23 protein-coding genes and 1 pseudogene are annotated in these 25849 nt (G+C 44.7%); 8 read left to right on the top strand and 16 right to left on the bottom strand.

All coding sequences use genetic code 11. From position 1 onward, the window contains the following. Window positions 1-7 precede the first annotated feature (7 nt). The 11 genes from flgJ to BK026_RS00085 form a co-directional block, all read right to left on the bottom strand. Window positions 8-958 (bottom strand): flagellar assembly peptidoglycan hydrolase FlgJ, encoded by a 951-nt coding sequence (flgJ, locus tag BK026_RS00135; protein ID WP_071813975.1) that lies wholly within the window; start codon window positions 956-958, stop codon window positions 8-10. Window positions 959-971: 13 nt separating this feature from the next. Next, window positions 972-2084 (bottom strand): flagellar basal body P-ring protein FlgI, encoded by a 1113-nt coding sequence (locus tag BK026_RS00130; RefSeq protein ID WP_071817405.1) that lies wholly within the window; start codon window positions 2082-2084, stop codon window positions 972-974. 20 nt (window positions 2085-2104) lie between these two features. Further along, complete coding sequence (flgH, locus tag BK026_RS00125; protein ID WP_071813974.1) at window positions 2105-2782, bottom strand: flagellar basal body L-ring protein FlgH; 678 nt, start codon at window positions 2780-2782, stop codon at window positions 2105-2107. A gap of 11 nt (window positions 2783-2793) precedes the next feature. After that, window positions 2794-3582, bottom strand: a complete 789-nt coding sequence (gene flgG, locus BK026_RS00120) for a flagellar basal-body rod protein FlgG (RefSeq protein ID WP_071813973.1) — start codon at window positions 3580-3582, stop codon at window positions 2794-2796. Between the two features lie 46 nt (window positions 3583-3628). Next, window positions 3629-4372 (bottom strand): flagellar basal body rod protein FlgF, encoded by a 744-nt coding sequence (locus BK026_RS00115; protein WP_071813972.1) that lies wholly within the window; start codon window positions 4370-4372, stop codon window positions 3629-3631. A 206-nt stretch (window positions 4373-4578) separates the two neighbouring features. Then, on the bottom strand, window positions 4579-5928 hold the full coding sequence (gene flgE, locus BK026_RS00110; protein WP_071813971.1) for a flagellar hook protein FlgE: 1350 nt from the start codon (window positions 5926-5928) through the stop codon (window positions 4579-4581). 13 nt (window positions 5929-5941) lie between these two features. Beyond that, window positions 5942-6628: a flagellar hook assembly protein FlgD gene (locus BK026_RS00105; protein ID WP_071813970.1), complete on the bottom strand. Its 687-nt coding sequence runs from the start codon at window positions 6626-6628 to the stop codon at window positions 5942-5944. A gap of 31 nt (window positions 6629-6659) precedes the next feature. After that, window positions 6660-7082, bottom strand: a complete 423-nt coding sequence (flgC, locus tag BK026_RS00100; protein ID WP_071813969.1) for a flagellar basal body rod protein FlgC — start codon at window positions 7080-7082, stop codon at window positions 6660-6662. Window positions 7083-7084: 2 nt separating this feature from the next. Further along, window positions 7085-7519 carry a flagellar basal body rod protein FlgB gene (flgB, locus tag BK026_RS00095; RefSeq protein ID WP_071813968.1) on the bottom strand — a complete coding sequence of 145 codons (435 nt, stop codon included), beginning with the start codon at window positions 7517-7519 and terminating at the stop codon, window positions 7085-7087. A 200-nt stretch (window positions 7520-7719) separates the two neighbouring features. Then, entirely contained in the window at window positions 7720-8550 is an 831-nt protein-coding gene (locus tag BK026_RS00090; RefSeq protein WP_071813967.1) for a protein-glutamate O-methyltransferase CheR, read from the bottom strand. Window positions 8551-8565: 15 nt separating this feature from the next. Then, the gene (locus tag BK026_RS00085) at window positions 8566-9498 is read right to left on the bottom strand and encodes a chemotaxis protein CheV (RefSeq protein ID WP_071813966.1); all 933 of its coding nucleotides are present in this window, start codon (window positions 9496-9498) and stop codon (window positions 8566-8568) included. A 191-nt stretch (window positions 9499-9689) separates the two neighbouring features. Between BK026_RS00085 and flgA the strand changes: the two genes are divergently transcribed. From flgA to flgN, 3 genes are all read left to right on the top strand, one after another. After that, on the top strand, window positions 9690-10409 hold the full coding sequence (gene flgA / locus BK026_RS00080; RefSeq protein WP_143142064.1) for a flagellar basal body P-ring formation chaperone FlgA: 720 nt from the start codon (window positions 9690-9692) through the stop codon (window positions 10407-10409). 101 nt (window positions 10410-10510) lie between these two features. Continuing rightward, entirely contained in the window at window positions 10511-10846 is a 336-nt protein-coding gene (flgM, locus tag BK026_RS00075) for a flagellar biosynthesis anti-sigma factor FlgM (protein WP_071813965.1), read from the top strand. Window positions 10847-10866: 20 nt separating this feature from the next. After that, window positions 10867-11301 (top strand): flagellar export chaperone FlgN, encoded by a 435-nt coding sequence (gene flgN / locus BK026_RS00070; RefSeq protein ID WP_177247863.1) that lies wholly within the window; start codon window positions 10867-10869, stop codon window positions 11299-11301. A gap of 49 nt (window positions 11302-11350) precedes the next feature. Here the strand turns inward: flgN and BK026_RS00065 are convergent, their stop codons facing one another. Further along, window positions 11351-11836, bottom strand: coding sequence for an LPP20 family lipoprotein (locus tag BK026_RS00065; RefSeq protein ID WP_071813964.1), 486 nt, complete (start codon window positions 11834-11836; stop codon window positions 11351-11353). A 356-nt stretch (window positions 11837-12192) separates the two neighbouring features. On the opposite strand from BK026_RS00065, the gene BK026_RS00060 reads away from it, so the two are divergent. The 3 genes from BK026_RS00060 (at window position 12193) to BK026_RS00050 (ending at window position 16166) form a co-directional block, all read left to right on the top strand. Next, window positions 12193-13374 (top strand): flagellar assembly protein T N-terminal domain-containing protein, encoded by a 1182-nt coding sequence (locus BK026_RS00060; RefSeq protein ID WP_071813963.1) that lies wholly within the window; start codon window positions 12193-12195, stop codon window positions 13372-13374. 170 nt (window positions 13375-13544) lie between these two features. Continuing rightward, the gene (locus BK026_RS00055) at window positions 13545-14225 is read left to right on the top strand and encodes a transglutaminase-like cysteine peptidase (protein WP_071813962.1); all 681 of its coding nucleotides are present in this window, start codon (window positions 13545-13547) and stop codon (window positions 14223-14225) included. A 6-nt stretch (window positions 14226-14231) separates the two neighbouring features. Beyond that, window positions 14232-16166, top strand: coding sequence for a LapD/MoxY N-terminal periplasmic domain-containing protein (locus BK026_RS00050; protein ID WP_071813961.1), 1935 nt, complete (start codon window positions 14232-14234; stop codon window positions 16164-16166). Here the strand turns inward: BK026_RS00050 and BK026_RS00045 are convergent. Genes BK026_RS00045 through BK026_RS00030 form a run of 4 tightly spaced genes read right to left on the bottom strand, consistent with a single transcriptional unit; the run spans window position 16141 to window position 22193 of the window. Then, a complete protein-coding gene (locus tag BK026_RS00045; RefSeq protein ID WP_071813960.1) occupies window positions 16141-16737 on the bottom strand; it encodes a response regulator transcription factor in 597 nt (198 codons plus the stop codon). The two genes, BK026_RS00050 and BK026_RS00045, sit on opposite strands and share 26 nt — an antisense overlap. Next, a complete protein-coding gene (locus BK026_RS00040; RefSeq protein WP_071813959.1) occupies window positions 16737-18104 on the bottom strand; it encodes an HlyD family type I secretion periplasmic adaptor subunit in 1368 nt (455 codons plus the stop codon). Before BK026_RS00040 ends, BK026_RS00045 begins: the two co-directional genes overlap by 1 nt. Further along, window positions 18101-20260, bottom strand: coding sequence for a type I secretion system permease/ATPase (locus tag BK026_RS00035; protein ID WP_071813958.1), 2160 nt, complete (start codon window positions 20258-20260; stop codon window positions 18101-18103). Before BK026_RS00035 ends, BK026_RS00040 begins: the two co-directional genes overlap by 4 nt. Window positions 20261-20276: 16 nt before the next feature. Next, entirely contained in the window at window positions 20277-22193 is a 1917-nt protein-coding gene (locus tag BK026_RS00030) for a TolC family outer membrane protein (RefSeq protein ID WP_071813957.1), read from the bottom strand. 259 nt (window positions 22194-22452) lie between these two features. Here BK026_RS00030 and BK026_RS00025 point away from each other — a divergent pair, with 259 nt between their 5' ends. Both BK026_RS00025 and BK026_RS00020 read left to right on the top strand, forming a co-directional pair. Beyond that, window positions 22453-25608 carry a retention module-containing protein gene (locus BK026_RS00025; RefSeq protein ID WP_071813956.1) on the top strand — a complete coding sequence of 1052 codons (3156 nt, stop codon included), beginning with the start codon at window positions 22453-22455 and terminating at the stop codon, window positions 25606-25608. After that, window positions 25596-25849 (top strand): annotated as a pseudogene (locus tag BK026_RS00020) (Ig-like domain-containing protein); the annotation flags it as partial. The gene BK026_RS00025 and the pseudogene BK026_RS00020, both read left to right, overlap by 13 nt.

Here is a 25849-nt window from a genome sequence, read left to right as displayed (position 1 = left end):
TCCAGAACTATGGCGTCAACGCATTTAAGCGGTCGCTGTGGTAAACAGACATTATTTTTTTGGCGTAGGCGGGATCGGTTGCGTAACCAGCTTCCTGTAACGCTTGTGTGTATCTATTAGCGTCTGCTGCATGCGCAACAGCTCGGGCATATCGAGGTTGCGAAGTGATAAACTTCCCATAATCATCCATAGCATCTTCTAACGACTCATAAACACGAAACGCAGCTTTCTGTTTTTGAGGAATATCGTTGTTGAATTCTAGTGTATCGACAATCGCCTGCTTCCCTTCCCACCCTTTGTTTGCCTTGATACCGAATAGGTTATGTGAGCTGTTGCCATCAGACGAATGGATAACAAATTTTCCCCATCCCGTTTCAACGGCAGCTTGGGAAACAATAGCCTTCGGATCCATCCCATACTTTGCCGCAACTTTTTCAGCAATCGGAAACAGGGTATCTATAAATTGTTCCGGACTTTCAAACATGGAATCTTTGTGGGCGCTTTGGCTTCCCATCGATTGTGATGAAAGCATTTTGTTTTGAATGTCTGTTACGTTTTCAACTCTGCTGCGGTTAAGTGACGAGAGATTGCCGTCACTTCTAATAACCGAAGCCGGCGTGTAGCTATTTTCCGTTTGGCCTAATTGCTTGACGATAATATCTGCTAATCCGAGTCCGCCTTTCGCAGTCAAATCTGTCGCTAGCTGTTGGTCATGCATATCTCGATAGAATTTGACTTGTTGGGAATTAAATGGGCTATTCTCATCTGCAAGAGCGTCTTGCGCCTTGCGCATTGATTTCAACATCATTTGTACAAAAATTGCTTCAAATTGCTGGGCTGCTTCCTCCAATACAGATTCGTCACCCGAAGCAATAGCTTCACGCATTTTATTTATACTGCCCATATCATGAACATTGCGGGCCATGTCGAGTTGATTTTTAGTGCTTAGCGATTCCATAAGATATGGTCCATTAGATAATCACTAGCTCACCGCGTAAGGCTCCGGCCTGACGCAATGCTTCTAATATCGCCATTAAATCACCTGGCGCCGCGCCAACTTCGTTAACCGCTCTGACCAATTGATCAAGCGTAACGCCGGGCTCAAACTTAAACATGCGACTGTCGGCTAAATCCACATCTACGATAGACTGCGTTGTCACCGCAGTTTGCCCTTCACCAAACGCATTTGGCTGAGAAACTTGTTGGTTTTCTGAGATTGTTACCGTTAAACCGCCATGTGTAATAGCAGCTGGTAATAAACGCACATCACTCCCTATGACGATTGTGCCGGTGCGACTATTTATGACCACACGAGCAGGCGCGTCAGCAGGTGTAAATTCAAAATTTTCCAGTGTAGCAAGGAAACCTACCCGCTGACCTACGTCTCGTGGCGCGGATACACGAACCGATGCTGCGTCGATTGGCTTTGCAATGACGTAACCGTTTTCCGGCTGCGCCCCCAAGCGTTCGTTTATCGTGTCGGCAAGGGCTTTCGCTGTAGAAAAATCAGGGTAGTGCAAATTCAGTGTCAAAGCGTCACCATTTGCGAAGCCACTTGGTACCGATTGTTCTACCATAGCGCCATTTGGAATTCTGCCCACGGTGGGCGTGTTAACGACAATTCGCGATCCATCGCCGCCTTGTGCGCCAAAGCCGCTTACCACCAAACTACCCTGGGCTACGGCATACACTTTGCCATCAACGCCACGTAAAAAGGTTTGTAACAGTGTGCCGCCTTGTAAGCTTGACGCCTCACCTACAGAAGACACCGTGATATCAATTGTCTGCCCAGGTTTTGCAAAAGCCGGTAACTCGGCGTGAACGGCAACTGCTGCCACGTTTTTAATTTTAGGTTTTGTATTTGCATCCAGGCTTATACCGAAGTTGGTGAGCATTGTTCTAAAGCTTTGCTCTGTGAAAGGGCTTTGCTCTCCCGTGCCGGGAAGACCTACTACCAAGCCATATCCCACCAATTGATTGCTTCTAACACCCTGGATACTTGCTACATCTTTTATTCGTTGCGCAAAACCAGACGGCGCAAAAACAACGCAAAATGCTATAAAAACAACTGAAGCTAACCGCATATCTATTCTCCTACCAACATCTAAAGAGGCCACCATGAGGAATCGAAAAACTTAGTTAGCCAGCCTTTTTCTTGAGCCCTGGCAAACGTTCCGGTGCCTGAGTATTGAATTCGAGCGTTGGCAACCTTCGTAGAAACAATTTCGTTCTCAGGGCTAATGTCCGCGGGGCGAATAATACCCGTTAGACGGATGTATTCATCGCCTTGGTTCAGCGTAAGCCACTTTTCGCCGCGTATGACTAGATTATTGTTTGGTAATACATCGACGACGGTGACAGAGATTGCGCCTATTAAGCTATTGCTCTGATTTGCCGCTGCATCGCCGCTAAAATCACGTGAAGCACTTAGTCCAAGCTGGACAGATTCACCGCCGATGTTAATGGCTTGACCTGCTAAACCTGTGATGGGATTAAGGTTCACGTTGGTGTCTTTGGCGGTACTGGTATCGGCAGATTTACTTGCCTGCGTATTTTCACTCAAAGTCACCGTAATAATGTCACCCACACGACGTGCCGTAACGTCCGAATAAAGGCTATTGGCCATGTAAGGACGAAAGAGTGAGCCATCTTCAACTACACTTTCTCTAGGATAGTCAGGCACGACCGGCGCAAACGAAGGATCATTTGCCTGTACGGGAGGTTCCTGAGTACTTGCACATCCCGCAATAGTGAAGGCTGCTAATAGAGATAAGATACGCATAGTGTTACCTATTAAAGCTGCTGTATTACCTGACCAAGCATCTGATCAACAGATGAAATGACTTTAGAGTTCATCTCATAAAGACGCTGGCTTTCAATCAAATTAACCAGCTCTTCTGTCACGTTCACATTAGAGGTTTCAAGCGTTCCCTGAGAAATGTATCCCAAGCCTTGTAAGCCTGGAACACCTTGTATGGGGGCACCACTTGATGCCGTCTCAACGAACAAGTTTTGCCCCGTGGGCTGCAGCCCAGTTGGGTTGACGAAGTCAGATATGTTTAATTGCCCCAAAACCTGAGGCTCTGCTTGACCTCGAATACTCACACTTATTTCGCCATCTTGAGAAATCGTGATCTGTTGAGCATCTTCCGGAATTGCTACTTCTGGTTGCAGCAGAAACCCTGCGCCAGATGTAACAATTTGGCCTTGATCATTGAGAGAAAATTGCCCATTTCGCGTATACGCAATAGTGCCGTCAGGCTGCAATATTTCAAAATACCCTCGCCCTTGGATACTCATATCTAACGCATTGTCAGTAGCCAGAAGGTTACCTTGGGTATGTGCTTTCTGGGTTGCCACCACCTTAGAGCCTGATCCCAACATAAGCCCCGACGGCAATTCAGTATCCGCCGACGAACGTCCACCGGGCTGGTTGATATTTTGGTACAAAAGATCTTCAAATACAGCACGATCTTTTTTAAATCCGACCGTTGACGCATTTGCCAAATTGTTTGAAACAACTGCCACATCAGTTTGAGCGGCATCAAGTCCAGTTTTACTTATCCACAGTGCAGGATGCATGTTAACCTCCGACGTTGCGCTTCTCGCAACGAGAACAAAATTACGATTACAAAATACGCAGCAACATATTGCCGCGAGAGTCTAATTCTTCCGCTTGTTTCATGACTTTTACCTGAAGTTCGTAGTGTCGTTGCAAACTGATCATGTCCACCATTTCTTCAACCGCATTTACGTTGGACCCTTCAAGCATTCCAGACATCACTTTCACATTGGCGTTTGCTGGGGCAATACTTCCATCTTCCATGCGAAATAAACCATCATTACCTCTTTCCATATCCGCGTAATTTGGACTGACAAGTTTTAGCCGACCTACATCATCTATTACGTTTGCTGGTGCTCCTAGCTGTCGCATCGATAACGTGCCATCTGCCGCAATATTCAGGTTATCCAGCGGAACAGGCAAAAAGATGGGGCCGTTATCACCAAGCACTACACGGTCGTGGATGTCTGTCAAAATACCGTCGTCTCCAAGCTTAAAATTTCCATCTCTTGAGTACGCTTCCTGACCATTTTCATCCAAAACAGCGAACCAACCATCACCCTGAATGGCAACGTCTAGATCTCTATCAGTTTTAATTAACGGGCCAGACTCGTAGTTATTAGATGGACTTTCAGTCATTGAAAATACGCGCGTTGGTAGACCTTCTCCATATGCAGGCATAGAGCGCGCTTGCTCTAGTTGGGCTCTGAATCCGGTTGTTTGAGCATTCGCTAAATTATTTGCACGTATGCCCGTTCCTAATAGATCCTGCGAGGCACCACTTGCGGCAATGTAGAGAAGTTTATCCATGACTGACTTTTGACTCTGTTTAAACCTTAAACAGATTTTTGCAAAGGTGATGCCAATCTTTGGAAATTATGAGGAATGTTTTAATTGAAGGGTTAACACGCTGAATTTTATAAAATTAAAAGGCCACCGAGCGGTGACCTTTAACGAAGATAAAGCACTATATGTTGCTAGGCGACTAATTTTTGCCGCCTTAGCAAGATTAACTATTATCGGATGTTCAAGATGGTCTGGTTTAGCGAGTTATTCACTTCCAACGCCCGCGAGTTAGCCTGGAAATTACGCTGAGCGATGATCATATCGATAAGCTCTGTAGTCAAATTCACGTTCGCTTGCTCTAAGGCCGATGAGTTTATTTCACCATAAGTCCCTGTGGTTGCTTCGCCCGCCAGTGCTTCACCTGAAGCAATACTCTCTTTCCACTTTGTATTGCTCACTTGCGTTAAGCCTTGATCATTGGCAAACCTTACTAACGCTACCCTTGAAATTGGCTCAGAAGTACCGTTAGAGAAACTTGCTCTGATAAGGCCATCGCTGTCAATGTCGATACCAGTAAGACGGCCTACTGCTAGTCCATCCTGTTCAAGCGACGTTACCTCAAAACCAGAGGCATATTGCGTCGGCTCATTTAACGTCTGTAGCGCTGGGTTAAGGTTAAAATCGATTGTGATTGTCTGCGTACCGTCAGAACCGTTATTCAACGCATTCGCACCTGCCACGCCAAGTTGTTCGGTGGTAATAGTAGGAGGATCTTGGTTTATAAAGTCACCAGATGAATCAAACTGCAGAAGGGCACTTGATACAGGGCCACCCGATGTAGCCGGTCCAGCAGGTGAGCCACCGCCGGTGATATCAACAAGGGTATCGTCAACTGCTGTAAATAAACGCCAATCATTTGGGTTATTGGTAATGTCGGCATCATCGCGTACGAAATAATAAGTCATAACATGGCTTTCGCCTAACGAGTCGTAGATGGTGACCGATGTTGCTGCATTATAAGTGTCCTGGTCAGTGGGGTCAAAATTCGCTACCGTCTTATATTCACCGCCGGCAGGGAGGTTCATTTTGATATCAACGGTCTCTGTGCTTTTAGGCGAGCCTGACGAATCAGGTACACGCGTAGGTATTGTTGTACTTAAAGCGGTTGAAGAACTGGTGCCATCGTCATTAACGGGAAAACCCATTAAGTTATCGCCACTGCTGTTCACAATGAAATTATCATCGTTTAGTTTAAACTGACCCGCTCTAGTGTAGGTAAAGTCATTCGAGGACAAATCTGATGACAACGCAAAATAACCAGTTCCTGTAATAGCCAAGTCAAGGGAACTGTTAGTAAATTGAAGACTACCCTGAGAAAACTGCTGTGCAACTTCCTGCGTTAGTACACCGTCCCCAACTTTTGTTCGACTTCCAGCTAACAGCGAAGCAGCATATACATCGCCAAATTCAGCTCTTGACTCTTTGAAACCTACAGTGTTTACGTTAGCTATGTTGTTTGCGGTTACGTCTAGATCTTTCTGCGCTGCCGCTACGCCACTCAAAGCAATGTTAAAAGACATATGTTCTCTCCTACTAGCTACCTATTTGTATAACGTCATCTAGACTAATGCTGACATTACCATCTAAATTTAAAATAATACCTTGATTGCTGCTTGATAAACTGACACTACCAATGTGCCTGTGTACAGCCGTCGTCATTTGAAATCCTTCACCACCAACATCTCCCGTGGCGGTAACGACAAAGTTGCCCGCGCTAATTGGGTCGCCATTTTTGTCCAGGCCGTCCCATTCAAACTGTATATTGCCAGGCGCTTGCGTGCCTGCATCAATGGTTTTAACCACTTCACCCAGTTCGTTTTGTATGGTGATCGTCATGTTCTGTACAGTTTCTTCGTTTATAACAACACCTGAAATGCCGTCTCCCTCATTCGCCATATACGCGACGTTTCCTTGCACAAGAACATCTTGCCCTATAAGGCTAGACGCCTGCAGCGCTTGATTTGACGTCATCGAAGCCGCGAACGATTCAAACTTCTCATTTAGTTGAGATATACCATCGGCCATCGTGAACGATGTCATCTGCGCTACCATTTGGTCGTTATCAACCGGGGCTGTCGGGTCTTGATTAGCTAACTGTTCTGTCAACATGGCAAAGAAATCTTCTTGGCTAAGCTGCTGTTCTGTTCCATCCGCAACTTTGACTTTTTCTTCCTGCCAGTACATATCGTTAGTCAAGCCGGTATTGTTAACTGTGTTCACTGTTTTATCCTCACATTAACCTTGCTTTAGGTTACTGACCTTGACCAAGTTGAAGTACACGACGGAAGATGCGCTTAGTCGTATCCGCAACTTGTACGTTGGTCTCGTAGGCCTTTGACGCCGACATCATATTCGCCATCTCTTCAACAATATTGACGTTAGGTTTGTAAATGTAGCCGTTTTCATCGGCCAATGGATTATTGGGCGAATACTCTACTTGTAGCGGAGCATCACTTTCGACAATACCTTTCACTTCAACCCCAGTGCCTTTAGACTGGTCATGCATTGCTTGCTGTAACGCTGTGGCAAATACAGGATGGCGAGCTCGATACGTTTCATCATAACTACTGCTTACAGAATTGGCGTTTGCAATGTTACTCGCTGTTGTGTTTAGGCGAACATTTTCCGCCTCCATACCTGTGCTCGAAATTTGCATCACGTTAAATAAACTCATGACTACTGGCCTCCTGAGCTAAGTGCTTTTTTCATACCTTTAATTTTGCCATTGAGAAATTCCAAGCTCGCTTGATACCGCAAACCATTGTCTAGAAAACGATTTCTTTCCGACTGTACCTCTACGGTGTTGCCATCTCCCGTATCGGGTTGCGTAGGTACGCGATACTGCATGTCAAAATTTGCCGCCACTGAACTAATATTGCCGCTCATGTGGCGTTCACTGGTCCTGACCAAACCATTTGATGCTTGGTGAGATGCTGAACCAGACGACGCTTGCATTGCTGACTGCATTGCTCGATTAAAATCAATGTCCTTTGCTTTGTAACCGGGAGTATTTGCATTCGCTAAGTTGCCCGCAATCACCTCCATACGCTCAGTACGTATCTTCAGTGCTGATTCGTGAAAGCCTACTAATTTGTCTAAATTGATAGCCATAACATAACTCCCGCTTACATTTTTTCGTTTGCCCTAAACTAACCTGACAGGTTCACTGTTGAGTGTAAATTTGCCGGGTTAAGGCAGTTGACGAATTGGTTTGCAAAGCAGATGCCACAATGTATTTTTGACGGCATAGAGGAAGGAAAGAAAAAAGGGGAATCGCTTAAAAAACCAATAAATTCAAGCGACTAATTTAGCTATTTTTTTTGATAGTACAAACCCGGGTGACATTTAACCATCGTATATGTGTCACTTGCAGCACTAATGGATTCGGAAGCGCCAAGAAAGAGCACGCCCTGTGGCAGTAGCTGCCCGGCAATTTGTTGCAGTATTCTTTGTTTAACGTCAGCAGAGAAGTAAATTAAAACGTTTCGACAAAACACGATGTCAAAACGCCCGAGCCCGCCATAGCTGCCTAGCAAATTCAAACTTCTAAAAGATACCATTCGGCGAACCTCTGATCGTACCTGCATTTGCCCACTCTCATGAACTTCGAAGAAGGTTTGCCGCCGTTGAACAGACAACCCTCTCGACAGCGAAAGCTCATCGTAGACGCCTTGCTCACACTTTGACAACATTTCAGACGACAAGTCTGTAGCAATAATTTCCACTCCGGCTTTTAACGCGCCGGGCCGCTGTCGTTGAAACTCTAAAACAGACATGGCAATAGAGTACGGTTCCTGTCCTGATGAGCAGGCAGCACTCCATATACGGATCTTTTGATTTGTATTCGCCAGTTTGGGCAATAAATCTTTGATTAATAAATCGAAGGGATAATTATCTCTAAACCACAACGTTTCGTTCGTTGTCATTGCATCGATAACATCTTGAAGAAGGTTCCTATCAATTCCTTTTACGACAACACTAATGAGTTCATCGGCAGAGCCATATTTGTGCTTATAAAGAAGCGACGCGAGCCTACTACGCACTAGGTACTGCTTGTTTTCACCTAAAACGATTCCACATTGTTTTTCAAGAAACGTTCTAAATAGCAGATAACTCTCTGACGAAACATCTTTGTTAGTCACTCCTGTTATTCTCCGTTATTCACAATCTGTCATCAGCCATTTTTGTACGGCAGTCGCGAGTTCATCGGGATGAAATTTTGCGATGAAATCATCGGCCCCTACTTTCTGAACCATTGCTTGGTTGAAAACACCGCTAAGCGACGTATGCAACACCACATGAAGCTTCTGAAGTTCGGGACTATTTTTGATTTCGGCGGTTAGGGTATAACCATCCATTTCTGGCATTTCAATGTCCGAAACTAACACCCCTACTCTATTGGTTACGTCACCACCGTACTCTTCAGCAATAGCCTTTAAGCGATTCAGGGCCTCAAGACCATTTTTGGCAAGTTCAATTTCAAGCCCTAAAGAGGTCAATGCTTTTTTAACTTGATTACGCGCCACAGCAGAGTCGTCGGCGATAAAAATAATCTTGTTTTCCTGCCCTTCGGTGGTAAGGCTCTCGGCTACATCGGAACTCACCTCTGCATTAAGAGGGGAAATTTCGTTCAAGATTTTCTCAACATCAAGGATCTCAATCAGTTCATTTTCAACTTCGGTAACCGCAGTCAGGTAACTGGCTCGGCCAGTACCTTGAGGCGGAGGCATTATTGCATCCCAATTAGTGTTAATTATACGTTCGACGGCGCCCACTAAGAAACCTTGCACTGAACGATTATATTCAGCGATAACAATAAAGGCGTTGGAAAGGTCTTCGATTTTTCGACCGCGTGTTGCCATACTCAGGTCAATAACAGAAATTGTCTGGCCTCGAATATGTGCTACGCCGCGCACCAGCGGGTTTAATTTTGGCATCGCGGTGAGAGGGGGACACTGGAGTACTTCTCTTACCTTAAAAACGTTAATACCGAAACGTTGACGGCCATTCAGTCTGAAAAGCAATAGCTCCAGGCGATTTTGCCCCACAAGCTGCGTTCGCTGATTAACTGAATCTAAAATACCCGACATAAGTCACCTCTAAAAAATACTGGGCATGAACATTGCCTCTATGAATAACCATAGACAATATCACTAAATTTTTGCAGGTCAAACGACAGAAAAATGACACTTGTGCTTTAAATCTAAAGCGAACACAGCCATTTATCGCTAATTGCATCAACAAGCATAGTCAAGAACTTGTAAACTGGATACGAAAAGTCATGATGAAACGTAAATACACACACATAGGTCTAAAAAGTATCAAATACTTAACGCTCATTTGTCTTAGCTTGATTTCTTTAACCTCTATTGCCGGGCCAACTCTTCATGAACAGATAGAGAAAGGGGCAGAGCAATATTTAAAGAATGTGCTTTTAAATGTCGATGCGGATACTAGCATTGACGTTGAAATTGTGAAGATAGACGATAGGATAAAAATCCCACGGTGTCCTAGTGGGTATGAATATCATGCCTCAGAAGAATCTTTGCGCCAGTCTTATGTATCTGTGAGAGTAAGTTGCGGTAACAATGACTGGTATCTTTTTACAAGCGGCCAGGTGACGAAAACGAAAGAAATCGTTATTACTCATGGAGCACTTAGTCCAGGTACGGTTCTCACCGCTTCAAACTTGACTGTTGCAAATGTTGATATTCGCCGTCTTCGTCATACTGCCTACTCTGAGGTAGACGATCTGATCGGAGCAAGAATTAAAAGACGGGTAGCCAACGGGCAAGCAATTCAAGCAAACATGCTATGTTTTGTATGTAAAGGCGATAGAATAACCATTACAGCGGAAGTCTCTGGAATGGAGGTAAAAACGGCTGGGATCGCACAGCAAGACGGTGTAATTGGCGACAATGTAAAGGTGTTAAACGCCAGCAGTCAGAAAGCAATTATCGCAAGAGTCGCCAGTCCCGAAGAAGTCGTGATACACTTGTAAAGGCGGTCTAAAAAATCTACCTCTTTTATACTAATCTTACTAAAGAAATTAGTGAAAAGGCCGATAACTAAATAGAGGCAAAAAGGTAGTGAGGAATAAACATGGCAATTAATAATGTAAACAATGGGTTACCTAAAAACCCTATAGACACGGGGAAAGTGGCGCAACAAAACCAGTCACAACAATCCCAACAACAGTCTGCAACTTTACAAGCGTCCCAAGTCGCGACGCCTGCGCGTCAGGACTCTGTTTCATTAACGCAATCTGCACAGCAGCTTAACCAGGTTCAGAAAAAAGGGTCTGAAGCGCCTGTTAATCAGGAAAAAGTTGACCGTATTAAAAAAGCCATTCAAAGTGGTGAATATAAGGTCAACCCAGAAGTGCTTGCAAACAAAATTGCCAAGCTTGAAGCTGAGGTTTTTGGTAGTAAATCATAGCAACCATGTAAGGTTACATCGTGTCTGAATATGAATCTGACAGTCTGGCCGTTCAACTCAACAAGCAGGTTGAACTGCTTAGCGCTTTGAACACTGTGTTAGAAAAAGAGTTACAGCTTATTAGTTCTCGTAATGCTGAAGCGCTTATGCAATTGTTAGATGAAAAAAAATCACTACTCGAGTCTATTCAGGCGTTGGACACGGCAATCGAAAATAAAATGGTAGGCAGTGGTGTTCTCCCACCCGAAGAAGAGAACCTTGTCAACAAAGCGAAACAGCTTTTGGATGATTGTAAATACAGAACACAGGTGAATCAAAAAGCGGTAGAACAGGGGCAACTGCGTCTTTCGCATCTTCGCAATTTAATGATGGAAGTACGTGCAAAAGAATCGCTGACCTACGATAAAAAGGGTAAACCAAAAGGCGGTAAGCTTGGCTCTGGCGTTAGCGCTTAACGTCATATTTTTGCGCACGCCGCACACACTATTCCTCTCGCCCTTTTTACTAATAGTATTTAACTGACTTCACTTTTCTAGGCTTAACCGTTGTCAGATAGATGTCATGAACCTTCTTCATGTCAAGCGTAAGCTCGGTAACGTAAGTGTCATCACCAACGGGATAGGTTTTAACGACTTTTGCTCCCCTGATAACACCTTCCACTGATGATTTCATAGTCTCACTATTCATTACAAGGTTCGATACCGACTGGCTCCCTGCTATCTGCTGACCATAGACCTGTTCGGTTAATTCACGATACGCATCTAACTTGGATGCTTTCATCGCCATAATAAGCTTCATACTTTCAGTATCACCCGTTTGCGCATTGATGGGCGCATAGCCAATGGCTTTTAATACAGGATAGGTTTCTGGTTCAACAGTTTCCCACTCTACGTGTTTATCAACAATCCCACATCCTGGCAAGACGAGCCCGCCTCCTAGTAGACAAGCTGCAAAAATCGATTTTGGCTTTAAAATTGTAATCCACGACATCGTATCGTTCTCCGCAAAAGAGGTTGCTATTTGTCGATAGTGCAAGCCTAGTCATCTCGCGATGATGTATGATTCTTGACACTGCTTTTCTTATATCTGCATCGAAGCGAAAAGCATGCCACCTTTCTATTATTTCACAAGCGTGAATTACACGCATTTATAGTAACGCAACATAGTGCCAAGTATAGTTACTGCGCTGTAGGCTTAAAATTGGAGGCTTAAGATTGGCATCGTTTTAGCATAACTTTAGCCTGATAGCCTACTCGGCACTATGAGACCTGTGTCTAGTTAACAATTTAACGTTTTTTTGACGGATTACTATTTTTGAACTTTAGCATTTCAGTTTGAGGTTTATTGTGAACACATTTTGCCAATTGGTTCTATCCAAACTATCCACGTTGATAACGCTCTTAATTTGTCTTCCGTTCATTTTAGTTGAACAGGCCAATGCTGATTGGTATGAAGCTAAAGGGCAGGCAGTAGTGAAAGATGGAGATAAGGGCTCAGCTAAACGAAAGGCAACGCAAGAAGCGCTGAAACAAGCAATGCTTTTTGCTGGAGCTTCCGTTAACAGCGTTCAACAGCTTACCAATGGTTTGCTTAAAAACGAGGAAATAACAATAAGAGCGACCGGAGAGGTTAAACAATTAGAACTCGTTGATGAAGTGTATAATGGAGAGATAATCACCGTGACTGTTCGTGCGGACATCTTTCCCAAAGGACAAGTCTGCGCTGCGCAAGGTGATGAAAAACACTTTTCCACGACTCGATTTATTATTCGAAACAGACGACAGCTCACTGAAGGCAATATCCCACGATTAGATGAAGCGGTAACAGAACGTTTCTCAAAACTGTTAAACGGAGCCTCGGATAATTTACGAATAACCTACGTTACCCCGCACACCGCGCACTTTAACGATATTGCGAAGGCGCAAAATATTCGAAGCCTCTCTGAGCGCAGTAACACACAGTTTGTTCTTTTAGGTGCGATAAACGACCTGAGCATTGAAAGAAAAGAAAAGTCACTTTTTACCCCATGGAAAAACGATGAAGCTTATCGCGCCTTTGGATTAAGTATTGATGTTTACGATGGGATCAATGGGGGATTATTACTATCTAAACACTATGATGCTATGGCGGAGTGGCCTTATAGCAAATTTGACAATGTTGACGAATTTTCATCGCACTTTTGGCGTTCATCATTTGGGCAAGCCGCTGACGGTGTCATGCTTTCAGCCATTGAAGACATAAAAGAAATTATCGACTGTCAACCGGTCACTGGCAGAGTGCTTCAAGTTGCACAAAACACTATTTCAATTTCTTTAGGTAAAGACAATGGCATATCAGAAAAAGATGAGCTATATCTTTACCAAGCAAAAGAGATCGTCGATAGCAAAGGTATTTCGTATTTACAATACACACTTTACCCAGGTACTTTTGTTGTAGCTGAAGCATATGGCAAGTCATCGACTGTTATTAATACGAATACTGCCGTCATTGCCAACATTCAAGAAAATGATTTCGTAGTGAAGAAGTAGCACTGCGATTCATCTAGTGTCGCTATCACATGGTCTTCCTAAGACAAGCTAGGTTGGATCCGTTATCATGCCATGTTCTTTTTATATGTATGTATTACATCTAATACTCTTCAATTGTGTTAATCGTTGTAGCCTGAAAGTCAATTTTGTTTAAAAATAATAATCAAATCATGACGTTCTCACTGTTTGTTTCACAGTGCTTTGCCCTTGCTGCACTTTTATTTGCAGGACAACAAATTAAAGAACACCTTTCCATTGAATTCCCGCTGCTCGAACAAGAGGTGGAAAAACATTACGGTGCACAAAGAGCTTCCCACGTAGCGGCCTTGGAGACGACACTGCTCGAACTAAAAAACAAAAGTGTTAAAGACCAACTTTTGGGGGTTAATGCATTTTTCGCAGAACATATCCAATATGCGACAGACGATGTTGTATTCAAAGAGAAAGATTACTGGGCAACGCCGTCAGAATTAATTGGCAATTCACGCGGAGATTGTGAAGATTATGCCATTGCAAAATACGTCTCTCTGCTACACTTAGGTATTGATAGCGCTAAACTTCGACTAATCTACGTGAAGGCGAAAATTGGAAGGAGTCGTGTCACACAAGCACACATGGTTTTAGGATACTATGACTCCCCTTCATCGGATCCTCTTGTGTTAGACAGCCTAGTGTCAAACGTGTTGCCCGGTTCACAAAGAACAGACTTGATCCCGGTGTTTAGTTTTAATGACTCAGGTATTTGGCAACCCGGTAAAACGGCACAAGTGTCTAGCTCAACCAGTAGGTTATCAAGGTGGCGTGATGTAATAGAGCGCATGAAGCAAGAGGGGATTAGCAGAAGGTCTTAGAGGTTTATGTCTATAACAAGAGAATTATGGCTAGCCATTGTAGTCGTCGTTCTTGTTGCCATTGCAGGCAGCGTGACCATACACGGTATTACCACAAAGCAATATGTAGAAGAGCAGCTTTATTCAAAAAATCTCGACAATGCGAGCATGCTTGCACTGACGTTGAGTGGCCTTGAAAAAGACCCCGTTTCGCTTGATCTTTTTATTATGTCTCAGTTTGATATAGGCCATTATGCTTCCATTGTTTTAAAAGATGCCAACGGTGAAACGATATCAGAGCACTCGCATGAAGTTCAGCTTGATGAAAATACGCCAAAATGGTTTGCAGATAACTTTTCACCTTCAGTAGAACAAGGGGTTGCACAGGTAAGTGAGGGATGGGGTTTGTATGGTACGGTTTATGTTGAGACCGACACCAGTTTCGCCGTCGCCTCTATGTGGCGAGCAACCAATCGCCTTATATTTGGTTTGTCTCTAGTTGGAATATTTGCTGGATTAACCGGCGCATGGGCACTTCGTCTCATTTTAACACCCTTAGATGCCGTTGTTGGGCAAGCTGAATCATTCAGAGAAATGAAGTTTGTTCAACTGCCCGAGCCCAGGACGCTAGAGCTAAAAAGAGTTGTAAAAGCAATGAACTTCTTAGCGCGTCAGTCCCAAAAGATAATGCTTGAAGAAAACACGCGCCTTGACCTTATGCGTTATAAAACACAGTTTGACGACGAGTCAGGTGTGGCTAATCGAGACTACTTTATATCAATATTAAAAGGGCAACTTGCATTTAGAGATACCGAGGGAGTTAACTGTCTCTTCTTTGTTAGATTTACTGAAGGTGAGGGATTCCTTCGCTCACCTGCAGCTATTCGCAAAAAGCGCATTCGTGACTTTGTCGGAGAAATTAACGAATGTCTCGCGTTACATCATCACCATTTTACTGACAGCCGTATCGCACGAATGCAGAAAAACGAATTTGCCATTCTTTTGACTGAAACCCACGACGCAATATCAATTTCTGAAGCTATTCACGGAGCATGCTTAAGCGCTTTCAGCTCACCGGGTGATCCGAACGTTTACCAGTCTGTTGTTAAGCTGCGCTCAACCGATTCATTTTCAGATACACTTATGCGCGCTGATGCGATGATTGACGAAGCTGAGATGAACAACATGGAAGAGCCGTTCATGGAAACATCGCTACGTGAGTTTATATCGTTAGTTGAACAGCGACGTTGGGAGAAGGAGCTACAGCGAATTATCGACGAGCAAGACGTGGAAACATTAAACTTTCCCGTTCTCGATATCAATAACGCCCTCGTTCACTATCAAAGTTGGGCAGCGGTAAACATTGATGGAGAGCTGCGCAAGAGCGGATATTATACACATTGGGCACGATATTTAGGTTTGCTGCCACAATTAGAGCTTACAACCATAAGTCATCTCATAGAAAATTTAGAACGAGAACAAACAGACGCTAAATACGCTTTTTTGTGTTCTGAACAGTTTATTCTCAATCAGGAAGTTTTAGCCCAGCTGTATTACTTAATAGGAACTAACCCACAGGCAGCAAAGCAGCTCTGTTTTGAGGTAAGAGAATCGACGGCTACCCGTTTCCCGCAAGAATTTAACTTGTTCTGCACCACGTTAAAAGCAAAGCACTGTGAAATCGGACTAAAACGCGTTGGCGAATCATTTTCTCAGCTTTTGAATGTTCAAGAGATGGGGTTAAACTACGTGAAAATCGACTCAGCATTTATGACTGACATAGACTATAACCCTGCAAACCACGCTTTTATTCGTGGCTTCTGTTCGCTTGCTCACACATTTGGTATCAGTGTTTATGCAGATGGTGTAAAGCAGTCAAATCATCAAGAGTTGTTTGTCGAACTTGGAATTGATGGCGTTGTCGCTAACATGCAGGTCATAGGACATTCTTCAAGTGACTAAATTCACCTACACCTAGTAACAACCCTATACGATCTTTGGCTTTGAATTTTTGCAGGAGCGTGCCGACATACTCTTTAACGGTACGCTCGGTGATGCCGTACTTTCTGGCAATCTCTTTGTTGCTCATACCATTTAATATGCCCGATAACACATCTTTCTCACGGTTAGTTAAAGACGATATTTGCGGTACCAAGTCCTTCGTACCGAGCTTTACTGCAATATTTGTAGTTGTTACAGAAAGCAATTCATTTGGTAGCCATATGCCACCTGCCTGAATAACGCGTGTAACTGAGGAAAATAAAGCCGGCGTACCCAACACATGGCAATAAGCCCTTATGCCAAGCATTAGCGCCGTTTGCATCTCTTTCCTATCGTACTTATAAGTGAGTAATATGATATTATCGGTTTTCTTTTTCGCGTCAGTGACATATTGCCTCCAACGGTCATCCGATGCCACTATCCATATACAGTCGTTACTGTCGCAGTCAATTGCATCAATGTTATTGCACAATGTCCATGACAGCTGTGTTAGCGCATTGCCCGCTCCCATATCCGTGATAAAATGGTTCATTAGCGTTCCCTTAGCGCAGAGGCAGTGACATTGAACAAGGGCGAAAGAATATAGTTTAGAACCGTTTTCTTTCCAGTTAATATATCCACTTGAACAATCATTCCTGGAAGAATATCTAGCTCCTCATTAGCGATTGTTTTTCTTGTTTCAAGGCGAACCAGATAATAGGTTTCGTCTTTATCATTGGTAATAGCATCAGCGCTGATATGCTTCACTGCGGCTGACATACCACCATATATGGTAAAGTCATAAGCACTAAACTTAAGGATGGCCGGCTGTCCTTCTCGAATAAATGCAATGTCTTTGGGCGAAATTTTTGCTTCTACAATCAACTGGTCGTCTTGCGGTACTAATTCGACAACCGCACTGCCTGGCGTAATGACGCCCCCGACAGTGTTGATAAGTAAGCGTTGCACTGTTCCGTTTATTGGTGATTTGAGATCAGCTTGCGATACCACATCCTCTAGACTTGTTTGCGACTGTTGAAGTGTAGCCATTTCCCCTGTCGCTTCGGTAAGTTCTTGGTTCCATCTATTAACGAGCTTCAGCCTGTTTTCTTCCTTTTTTATTACCTCTTCTTCGATGGCATTTAGCCCTCGCTGTATGGCGACCTTTGCTTTTTTAATATTTCCCGCTAACTCAACAATTTGACGCTCAAGCCGGAGGATTTCTATTTCCGAGACTGCACCGGATGCGAGAAGTGGCTTGGTAACAGCCAGCTCTTTTTTTGACAAATCTAACACATCCTCATATTGAGCCAGACTTGCTTTTAATTCTTCGACATCTTGTCTACGCTGCAAAATTCGACTGTCAGATCCCGCGGCGATTTCATCCAGTTCTGCAAGATTGGAGTTATAAAGCTTCCGCTCGTTTTCAATGATTGTCGGCGCTTGCTTTTTAAGATCTCGATTAAACCGCAGAGCACTGCCTTGCGTTAACGCGGTTAGGCGCTGTACTTTTGCGGCTAAGGCTGCAAACTGTGTTGTATTCTCTTCAAGACTAGACAGGTAGCGGGTAGGGTCGACTTTAAGTAATACTTGTCCAGCCTTTACCGCTTGACCTTCCTTAACTAAGATGTCCTGCACTATTCCGCCATCATACGACTGGAGTACTTGTAGCTGCTGAGACGGAATGACTTTTCCATCACCTTTGGCAACTTCGTCAATTTCTGCAAAATAGGACCACACCAGCAAAACAAAAAGCACTATCAGAATGGTATATAACAACACTCTCGCTCTCGCAGGTGTTTGCATAATACGCGCCCATTCCGCTTCGACAACCCAGTCTTGACCGGGAGGCGGAGCCAACCAACCTCTAAGCAGGCGCTGTAACCAATCTTTTTTTTCACCATTACCTACGCGATTCATGGTGCCCTCTTAAGTGCGTTACCAGGTTGTTTAAATTGGACAAGTACATCTTCTTTTCTACCGTCAGCAATAATGCGGCCGTTTTCTATGACAATCACACGTTTTACCAAGTCAAGTAGCGTGGTTCGATGCGTGTTTAGAATTAGGGTTTTACCAGCGACCGCTCGCTTAATTGTTTCCTTAAGCTTCGCCTCATTTGCAGAATCCATTGCCGATGTAGGCTCATCCATCAAGTAAATTGAAGGGTCATGGTAAATCGCTCTGGCAAGAGCCACTGCTTGACGTTGCCCTCCCGATAACAAACACCCTCTTTCACCAACACTCTGTTCAACGCCGCTTGGGTTTCCGTTAACAATATCTGCCAGGCCACACTGAACAATAACCTCCCACAATCTAGTATCATCAACGCTGCTGTCGTTTGCTGAGATATTATCTCTCAACGATCCATTAAAAAGGCTAACCTCCTGAGGGACATACCCAAAATGGGTACGTAAGACTGCCGGGGCATATTGTTGTAAATCAATACCGTCAATCATTATCTGGCCAGACTCTGGGCGATAGAAGCCGAGCAGTAATTTATTCAATGTCGACTTACCGCATCCATTTCTTCCTAAAATAGCGACATGCTCGCCCTGCCTGATTGATAAATTAAGGTCTTTAAGCGCTAATGTGTTTTCATCTGGGTATCTAAAGCACAGTTGTTTTGCTTCGATATCCCCTTTCAGTATTGACGAGCTGTTAAACTGCGTATTTCCGCTCTGTTCACTGGGTAGCGCCATGATTTCATCCAACGTATCCTTGGCCGTTTCCGCTTGATGGTACTGAGCAAGCAATGATGCTGCCTGCGATACCGGTCCCATTGCTCGACTTGAAAGAAGATACGCGGCTATCAGGCCTCCTTGAGTAATGAAACCCTCAATAATGAGGTAGACTCCCGTTAATATGATTACTACGCCAACAGATTGCTGCACCCATAAAGCAGCATTACTAACAGACATTGATACAATGCGTAATTTAGCGTTAACCTTCGCCAAAAAAATGGTTTGTTTTTCCCACTCTCCTTGCTTTTGACTTTGATAACCAAATGCTTTCACATCCTCAAGCGACGTAATACATTCAGTGATGAGACTGCTTTTACGCGCGCCTATGACCATAGACTCTTCTGACAATTGGCGCATAACACGCTGCGCTTTAAGCGCATATAAAAATAGAACCGTTGCACCTAAAAGCAAAGGAATGGCAAGGTAAATATCGATCATCGCAATGATGAAAACGAACACTAGCCCAAAGGGCAAATCAACAAGCGCAACAAGCGTTACTGAACCAAAAAACTGCCGAATACTTTCAAATGACTGAAGACTGTTTATGAATGATCCACTGTTTGCGGGTTTGTTTTCTAAACGAATGGCTAACACTTTTTCAAGTATTTTCGCGGACAACGTAACGTCTAAACGGCTTGCCGCCAGTTCAACAAAATACTGCCTTAGCATGCGAAGTGAAAAGTCTGCGGTTAATACTAATAACACGCCGATAGCTAGCGCCCACAACGTTTCAAGTGCAGCATTTGGCACCACTCTGTCGTAAACATTCATGACAAAAAGGGGAAGTGCTATGGATAGTAAACTAATAAAAACAGACGCAAAAATTACGTCGCGGTAAAGGCTTTTCGCGGTTTTTATTGTTGACCACAACCAATGTCCCACTGATGATTTATCTATACCTGACTTATTATCGCTTGCGTGCATTTCGGGTCGCGCAAATATAACGTAGCCGGTGTAGCTTTTATCAATTTCTTCGAATGGAACAGTAACAGCTGCACTGTCGAGTTCAGGGTAAGACACTGACGCGCTTGAGTCTGTTATAGCGTGAACAACACAGGCGCGCTCATCCTCTAGAATAAGCACAGCAGGCAGCAACGCCGTATTGATTTGTTCCAATGTTCTTCGAACTGTTCTGCTGGTAAGCCCAGCCCTTTTCGCTGCACGTTCAAAGCCCGCGGGTGTCAGTTTACCCTTATCCAGCGGCAGTCCACTTATCAAATTTGCGCGAGAAACATTCATGTGGTGTGCGCGACAAATTGTCATCAAACAATCCATCAACACACCACCTTTCTGCTCTAGACACGAAACATCTTGTACGACCTTCTTATCCGTCATTGAGGCCTTCCTAGGTTTAAGGAGCAGAATCTAGTTTAATTATTGAGGCCTCTATTCGACGATTTCTTTTATTGGCCTGCTCAGATTCTTCGTTCACCAAAGGTCGGCTCTCACCATAGCCTATTGCCGTGATCCTACGCGGTTTAATGTCTGACATTTGGATAAGTCTGGAAGCGACAGACTTTGCTCTTCGTTCTGACAGGCGTTGATTAAATCCTTCGTCACCGTCTAACGACGCATGGCCGTGGATAATGACACCAAGTTCGCTATTTTTTTGTAGTGCGTCCACAATCTTTTGCAGTTCGTCATTATACTCAGGCATAACGCGGGACGAGCCCTTGCTAAACTCAATATTTACCGTGAACGACTCGACAATGTCTGCATTATCAATAGTAAAATCTGCTGCACTAACTTCTGGCTCCTTTGCTTCGCAGCCGTAATCATCGACGTTAGCACCGGGCGATGAATCTACGCAGTCGTCCCAGATGTCGACTACCCCGTCTTTGTCCGAATCACGCTTTAGTATGTTCGCGTCGTCGTCAAAATTAGTTTTAACTGCAGGGCAAACATAGTTAGGGTCAAACGATATTTGCTCTTCAGCCATATCTAGGATATCCGGCACGCCGTCCTTCGTTATACCAAGTGTTTGTGCTAAATTTCCCGAAGCAGCTAATAGTCTGACTCGTGCTTTTTCTAGCGTGTACTGTGCTTCTAAATAAGCGCGGCTCGACTCATAGTATTCATTTTCTGAGTCGAGAAGGTCTAACAGCGACCGTTCTCCAATAGTAAACTGGTCCATGTAAGCGGATTTTACGCGATCTGAAGATAAACGATGTGCATTCAAAGAAGGTAATTGGGCCGTGATGTTAATAATATCGTTGTAGGCAATCTGGACAGTTTGACGCATATCTATACACGCCTTGTCTCTAAGATCTTTTGCTAAATCGACTTGAGAGAGTGCCTGGCGTATTGCCGCACGATCAGCGCCACCATTGTAGAGGTTGTAGGTAACATTTACGCCCACACTCGCCTCAGTAATAGTGTTATTGAGTGCCGCTTGGTCACGTGTTTGTGCACCATAACTTGCGGTTAGGTTGACACGCGGATGGTATAGGCTCTTTGCGCTGTCAACTGCGTAGCGCTGCGCGTCAATATTATATATTGCGGCATTAAACTGGGGGTTAGAACCATAAGCGTTAGTCATGAGTGTTTGTAAATCTGTCACCGTAGCATCGACAAAAGCGGAACTGATAGAGACAGACGCTAGAGACTCAGCAGGCTTTTCACCAACTAAACGTAAAAATCGTGCAGTTACATCGTGTAAATTAGATAGCTCGGTCAATACATTAGATTCAGCCAAAGAGAGACGGCCACTTATTTGTTCAAGGTCGGCTCTTCGCCCTACACCGGCTTCAACGCTCTCTTCTATCTGTTTGAACACGTCGACGTGAGTTAGCAGATTTTCTTCGGCCAACGCCAAGAGTTCTCTGAACATTTTCACATCCATGAACGCAAGCGACGTTTCAAGAGATTTCTGCTCAACTTCCCCCATCAATTCGAAAAATCGAACAACCTGCGCTTGCTTAAATCGTTTGACTTCGCTGCTTGTCAAAAAGCCATCGTAAAGCATTTGAGTAAGCTGCAGTTCGCCAGTGTGCCCCATGAATTCTCGGTCTAGCCCATAGTTCCTGTCTGAATAAGCGCTAGACGCTACAACGTCTATCTGTGGTTTGAATCCGCCACGTGCAATGTCCACATCAGACATCGCAACCTGAAGTTGATGCCAGCTTGCCTGTACTTCAGGGTTCTCGTTTACGACTTTGCGAACATAGTCTTCCAAATTCGCTTCAGCAGCGTTCACGTTGCCCTGCGTAAATGCTGTTGTGGCTGCTGCTATAGCGAGCCAAGACACGCCTGATGTAATTGACTTCATACACGGTTCTCTTTTGTAGGTTGCGCTTAATTCTGACAACTCTGTTTTATGAAAAGGGTAGACAACTATACGCGTAGTGCAAATTGTCAGATGCAGATTTCGACTAAATATTAAGAATTTAGGGGTAACCACCTAGACAGAAAAATAATGCTTAGACCAAAGGTTAACGCGCCCCCGTACTATGGTCCGGTAACGAATACCGAATCCTTTGCTACGCTTCTTAAGAGAAGTTTATTTTTTTAGCGTATTGCGAGGATTTATGGCAGAAGTAATTATCACAGCAATCGAAGGCCAAGCGTCATTAACGCGTTTTGAGTCGGGCGAAACAATAGCGTTAACCGTTGGTGTGGTTGTCTACGAAGGCGATGTAATCAGCACCGAAACGGGTACTCAGGTCACTGTTAGTGTAGACGGTCAATTGCGAATTCTTCCTGCTAACACCAATACGACATTCCCGCTTCAACTCGATTTCACTGACAGTAATTCAGACGACGAATTTGCAGTGTTCGACGAAAGCTTAGAAGCACTCGCAGCCACGCTTGAAACACAACCAGACCAATCAGAAAGCAACACCGATTTTCTTGACCTTCTTGAAGGTGAAGAGGATATTTTAGAATCGTTAGAGGCTACTGCGGCAGGTCTTGATGGCGGTGCAGGCACAGAGGGCGGAAGCAACTTTGTCCGCGTTGGCCGTATTAACGAAGACGTAAATCCCGTTGGGTTTCAATTCGCTCCAAACGCAACTGACAATAATGAACTTGAGCCCAACAATGTAAACGGGACAGGTGAACAAGCGCAAGACATTACCATTGTGTTAGACCCCATAGGCCTCACAAGCGACCCAACGCCGACGGTCACCGGCACTACATCAGCAATTCCAGGAAGCACGGTAACTTTAACGATTACCGACAGCGAGGGCAACGTACAAACATTAACCACGTCTGTTACCGCAGATAATACATTCAGCGCCGACGTTCTAGAAGCCCTCTCCGACGGGGCGTTTACCGTTGACGTCACTGTGACAGAGCCTACAGGTAACACTGCAGATAATTCAACAACAGGTGAAATTGACACAACGGCGCCGTTGATTACCATAGATACGATAGGCACACTATCTGACACGACGCCGACAATCACTGGCACAACGGACGCCACTGCTGGTACGACAGTTACCCTTGTCATTACAGACAGCGAAGGAAATACACAGACTGTCACCACGACGGTTCAAGATGATGGTACTTATTCAGCAACTGTACCTGAATCACTTGTTGAAGGCGATTTTATCGTCAATGCAAGCGTAACAGACGAAGTTGGCAATACAGCTACTGCTGAAAGCGCTGGTATTATCAATGTCACGCCACCTACGATCACAATCGATTCAATAGCATTGGGTAACGACACTACGCCCACCATCTCAGGCACTACTGATGCCGAGCCAGGAAGCGTTGTATCTCTTACGATTACGGACAGTAATGGTAATACCCAAGTGATTGAAGCTACTGTGCAAGTAGATGGTAGCTATTCAGCAGACACACAGGTTGAGTTGTCTGATGGTGAATTTACCGTTTTAGCTAGCGTTACAAATCAGATAGGCAACACTGCTACTGCAACGGCGCAGGGTGAAGTAGATACACAAGCCCCCACTATTTCGATAAATGATCCTGGAAATAATGGTGATTCAACCCCTAACATCTCTGGTACTACAGACGCTGCACCTGGCAGTGAGATAACGATTATCGTGACAGATAGTTCAGGCGCTGATCAAACTATAACAACGACAGTATTAGCCGACGGAACGTTTTCTATTGATGTCCCAAATGCTGTTACACAAGGCGAGTTTAGCGTTCTTGCATCGGTTTCCGATAGTGCAGGTAATACAGCAGAAACACAGGCAAACGGCATTTTTGATCCGAGTAGCCCTGTACTGAACGTTGACGTTACCTCGCCAACTAACGATGCCACACCCGAGATTTCAGGTGAAACCGATGCGCCAGCAGGGAGTAATGTGCTTATCACTGTGACAGACAGTGAAGGGAATGAACAAACATTTACTACTATTGTGGACGAAACGGGTAACTTTAGCGAAACAGTGCCTACCGAACTCAATGAGGGTGACTTCTCAGTCGTTGTGTCAGTAACAACCCCCACGGGAGAAAGCGCAACAGTAACCGTGACAGGTGAAATCGACCAAACCTCTCCTGTTATTGAAATATCACCAATTGGCTCAAGCAATGATGATACGCCTTTGATAGAAGGTACTACCGACGCCCTACCTAACACCACGGTTACGCTTGAAATTACAGACAGTAATGGCGTCGTGCAGTCGGTTAATGTACTGGTACAAGAAGACGGAACGTTTAGTGTTGAAACGCCCGAACCGCTCGCAGAAGGCGATTTTACGGTTAGTGCTACTGTTACGGACGCAGCAGGAAATGTTGGCACCACGTCAATCAACGCGGTAATTGACACATCAGGCCCGAGTATAGTTATCGAGACAGGCTCTCCGACAAATGGAAGCGAAGGTATTGGCGGTAGCTCTGATGCACCGAATGCAGAAATAGTTGTCGTTATTACTGATAATGAAGGTAACACTGTAACAATAGTCGACACCACTGACGAGAACGGTGAGTTTAATGTCGATATACCGGATAGTATTCAAGAGGGAGACATCGATGTTGAAGTTACCGTTACTGATGACACAGGTAATAGCACCACAACTGACGCCACAATAGAACTTGATGTCACACCGCCCACAGTGACACTTACTCCTCAAGCCGAGGGGAACGATAATACCCCCACTATATCGGGAACAACTGATGCATCGACAACCGATGATATCGTTATCACGATCATTGATAGTCAAGGTGAGCAACAAACGATTATTACTAATGCCGATGAAAACGGAAATTTCAGCGTTGATGTAGGTGAGCCATTAAATGAAGGCAGCTACCAGGTTACCGTCGAAATTACTGATGAGGCTGGAAATACTGCAACGGTTGTGGACAACGGCGGCATTGTAGATACTACACCGCCCGTCATATCGCTCCAGCCACAAGAAATAACTAACGACCCCACACCACAAATATCTGGAACCACCGATCTTGCTGCCGGAACAACCATATCTATTACCGTTACGGATAGCCAAAACAACACACAAAACTTCGATATCGACGTTGACGAGAACGGGGATTTTAACACGACAGTTCCGGTCGAGTTAAGTGAGGGGCCTTTCACGGTCGTTGTTAGCGCAACGGACAATGCTGGCAATACTGCGAGCGCACAAGATAGTAATGGTGTTATCGACTTGACTGCACCTGACGCACCGACTATTGATGCAGGCAACGGCACCGTGATCACCGGTACGGCTGAGGCAACGGTACCTGGACACTGGCTGATGATACCGTGGATGCATTAGCGGAAGACAGTTATAGCACCATAGTGACAGCCACCGATCTTGAAGGAAATAGCAGTACCGCGAATGGCACTGTGGTCATCGACACCACTGCCCCTGCTGCGCCGACAATCGATGCAGGCAACGGCACGGTGATCACCGGTACGGCTGAGGCCAATGCCGTGGTCGAGGTTGATATTGATGGCGACGGCACCCCAGATTTAACCACCACCGCAGACGATGTGGGTAACTGGAGCGTAACACC

Source organism: Alteromonas sp. V450 (genome assembly GCF_001885075.1).
In the GTDB taxonomy this organism is placed as follows: domain Bacteria; phylum Pseudomonadota; class Gammaproteobacteria; order Enterobacterales; family Alteromonadaceae; genus Alteromonas.
The sequence above is the reverse complement of the archived record's forward strand: the minus strand, read 5'-3'. Positions and strand labels throughout refer to the sequence as shown.